Annotated in this window: 3 protein-coding genes; 2 read left to right on the top strand and 1 reads right to left on the bottom strand. The window is 60.8% G+C overall.

The window, feature by feature from the left end:
* Positions 1 to 1,549, bottom strand: a 1,549-nt coding sequence (locus tag QZ964_RS20255; RefSeq protein WP_292533948.1) for a TonB-dependent siderophore receptor, incomplete at its 3' end; no start/stop codon positions are given.
* A gap of 255 nt (positions 1,550 to 1,804) precedes the next feature.
* Here QZ964_RS20255 and QZ964_RS20250 point away from each other — a divergent pair.
* The gene (locus QZ964_RS20250) at positions 1,805 to 2,482 is read left to right on the top strand and encodes a response regulator transcription factor (protein ID WP_196405668.1); all 678 of its coding nucleotides are present in this window, start codon (positions 1,805 to 1,807) and stop codon (positions 2,480 to 2,482) included.
* On the top strand, positions 2,479 to 3,698 hold a 1,220-nt coding region (locus QZ964_RS20245; RefSeq protein WP_292533943.1), incomplete at its 3' end, for a HAMP domain-containing sensor histidine kinase. The genes QZ964_RS20250 and QZ964_RS20245, both read left to right, overlap by 4 nt.

Genomic DNA, 3,698 nt, shown 5'->3' with positions numbered 1-3,698 from the left:
CCCGGCCCGCCGCGAGAATGTGCAAACGGTCGAGTATCGTCGACTGCAGCTGCAAGGTGACGCCGGCGTTCTGATAGGCGTTGTTGACGCGACTGAAAATTGTGTAATTGCCCTGGCCCGGAAGCGGGTAGAGATAGGGCGGAAAGACCGGCGCTCTGAAGTCGGTGAGGATCGGGTAGAGCGGCGCGAAGGCTCCCAGTCCCCAAAAGTCAAGGACGCTTTGGATAGCGGGATCCGGCGCGGTGGCGTTGGCGCCGGCAAGGTAGCCGAGTTCCCAGACGCGGTTGAAATCGCCGCCAAGCAGCAATTTGTTTTTGGTCGGCCCAGCGTCGAATTTGGCCATGACGTTCGACGTTACCGACACCTCCTTCACCTGCTGTTTGAGGATCGTGTTCGCCATATAGAACTGGCTTGGGCCGCCGATGACTCCCGGGCCTCCAAGCAGGGGCAGGAAAGGATCGGCATAGAAGGTCGGCGTGTTGCCGAAGGGTATTTGCGAGGGCTCGTAAATGCCCGACGAAGAAAAGCGGGCGCTCGTGAAAGTGGAGAATGTTTCGTCGAACTTGTGATCGAAGCGCAGCGTCACGCCGGACGATGAGGTCCCGGTGCTGGGCAGGCCGGGCGTCGACAAAAAGGCGGTGGGACGGATCGCATAAAGCGAATGGTCGATCGTTCCAACAGCCGGAAGTCCCGCATAGTCCGGCTGATCCCGCCGCGTAATAATTCCCTGCACGATCAGCGAGGTGGCGTCGGTCGGCGCGATCTTGATGGTCGGGTTGATCGTATAGCTGCGTCGATGCACGACATCGATGTTCGAACGCGTCGTCTCATATTGCGCCGTGAGACGGAACAAGACGCTCTTATCCTCGGTCAGCGGCTGATTGACGTCGATGTAAGGGCTTACGTAGCTGTAGCCGCCCCCGCGCACGCCCGCTTCGGCGAAGCGATCCGGCGTCGGAAGCCTTGAGACGATGTTGACGACGCCGCCGACCGGGCTTTGTCCGCCCTGAAAGAGAATGCTTGCCGGCCCTTTGATCACTTCAATGCGCTCGACATTGACGAGGAGGTCGCGCACGCCGAGATCATAGTAATTCGGCAAACCGTCGATATAGCGCTCCGCCCGCATACCCCGCAGGCTGGGGCCGATTCCGCCGGGGAACAACGGACTTACCGGCTGTAGACCGGAAACGTTGCGAAAGACCTCGGCTTGCGAAATGGCCTGCTGATCGTCGATCAGCTTGCGTGGAATCACCTGCACCGACATCGGCAATTCTTGGATGGGGGTTTGAAATCGCGTGGCGCGCGTCGTGAGCGCCTGATAGCCCCGAACCGGTCCGGCGGTGGTCTGCTCGACGGGCGGGCCGTCTTGCGATGACGAGGAAGACGATGGCGCCTCGGTCGTCGACGGGATCGACCGCTGAGACGAGCGTGGGGCCCTCGCGCCAATGTCGATCGTCGGCAGGCTTTGCTGCGCGAGCGCCGCGCCGCTCACCCAGCCAATCGCCAACACCTGTACGCTAACGCCCCAAAATAGCTTGTGAGTGAGCATGGTGGCCTCCTGCTGCTCAACTGTCGAAAAGTCGCCGCCGCGATTCAGGAAGCCTGTCTATGAGGCGAAACTTTCATGGAGGTAACATGGAGGGCCGAGACTTCGACTTATCGAAACTGTTGCATTTTTATCATTCTTCGCCTTACCCTCGCGCATTCGCTTGCGGCGGAGCGATTGATAAATGTCTCAACTTTCAAATTTGCCCCTGGCGTCCCATCGGACGCGGGCGGGTAGCGCGACGACTGGCCACGCTCGATGCGCATTCTGCTAGTCGAGGACGAGCCGGAGTTGGCGCGCGCGCTTAGCGTGCGATTGGGACGGTCTGGATTTATTGCAGACCATGTCAGCGCGCTCGATGAAGCGCGTGCGGCCCTGACGTGCCACAAATACGCGCTCGCCCTCGTGGATCGGCGTCTGCCCGATGGGGACGGACTTGAGCTTCTTTCCGGGATGCGGGCGCTCCAGCCCGGAATCCGGATCTTGATTCTGACCGCATGTGAGTCGGTCGCCGATCGCATCTGCGGGCTTGACGCCGGCGCTGATGATTATCTGGCGAAGCCTTGCGATCTCGATGAACTGATGGCGCGAATCAGGGCGTGTCTCCGGCGTTCGGGCGGAGACGCGCCTCCCCCTGTCGCGCTTGGCCGCTTGTCGTTCGATCTGGCGTCCCATCAGGTGGTCGTCGGCGGCCGGCCCATCGTGCTCCACCGGCGAGAGCTCGCGCTGCTTGAAGCGCTTATCCGAAACGCCGGCCGCGTCGTATTGCGCGACAAGCTTCTCGAAGAGATTTACGGATTCGATGACGACGTTGACGGCAATGCGCTAAACATTCTGGTTTCGAGATTGCGCAGGCGCCTGCATGATCTCGACGCCGGCGTCGAGATCCATGCAGCGCGCGGAATTGGCTACATGCTCGCGCGAGAGCCGTCATGAACAAGCGCCAATCTTTATCAGCTCGGGTGATCGTCTATCTCGCGCTCGCACAATTCGCCGCGCTGTTTTTCCTGATCCCAATCACCGACTTTTTCGTCTCCATATCGGGCGTCAGCCCGAACTGGGAAATCGCGCCAGACGATTGGGGCGAATATCGTATTCATTCGCTTGTCGTCGACTCATTGATGCAGGCTCCCGAAGGGACCGTGGTTCTGGAGCCGACAGCCGCTTTGCGCGCCTATATCGACGCCAATCCGCAGGTTCGCTATGCCGCATTTGATCAACGAAGCGGTCAGGCCCTGCGTGGCTCATCGCCGGAACTCGTCGCAGCGCTCGGCGGTTTCAATCAAATAGAGGCCTCGGCGATAAAGTTTCGGATTCCGGGCAATGAGACAAGCCAAGCGCGCGGCTATTTGCGGCAGGCGCAGACCGCGTTCGGGCCGTACGCAATAGCGGCCTATGGATATAGATTTGCGTGGAGCGATCTCGTTGCAGTCGCCGGACTGTTCTTGACGCTGCATACCGCTATCGTCACTGCCCCCGCGATGTTGGGGGCGCTTGCCATTGCATGGTTCGTCGTTCAGCGCGGGCTTGCGCCGCTGCGCGCCGCCGCGGCTGACATCGCCGCCATCGACATGAACACTTTGCACCAGCGCGTCGCGGCCAACGACGCGCCGAAGGAGGTCGTCCCCTTCATCGACGCGGTCAACGCCGCGCTGGCGCGTCTCGACGCCGGAGTCGCCGCGCAACGCCGCTTTACCGCCAACGCGGCCCATGAGTTGCGCACGCCCATCGCAATTATGCGCGCCCATGCAGATAATCCCGACGACGTTGCGTTTCGTCGCAATATCCGGCGCGACATTCGGCGCATTCAGACGATCGTAGAACAGCTGTTGGCGACGGCGCGATTTTCGGTTCGCAAGGAATGCGAACAAGACCGCATTGATCTGGGAACGACCGTTCTGCATCTCGTCGCCGATTATGCGCCGCTGATGATCGAAAACAAAAAGCGGATCGCGTTCGAAGAGCCCGAATCGCCGACCGAAGTAAGGTGCGCGCGATGGGCGCTTGAATGCGTCGTCGCCAATCTTCTCGACAACGCGCTTCGAGCCGAGCCGGAGGGCGACGTCGTCCGGGTTCGCGTCCTTTCAGGGGCGGCGATCGAAGTAATCGATCATGGCCCGGGCGTCGCGCCTTCGGATCGCGAAAAGATATT

Source organism: Methylocystis sp. (assembly GCF_021731785.1).
In the GTDB taxonomy this organism is placed as follows: Bacteria; Pseudomonadota; Alphaproteobacteria; order Rhizobiales; family Beijerinckiaceae; genus Methylocystis.
The sequence above is the reverse complement of the archived record's forward strand: the minus strand, read 5'-3'. Positions and strand labels throughout refer to the sequence as shown.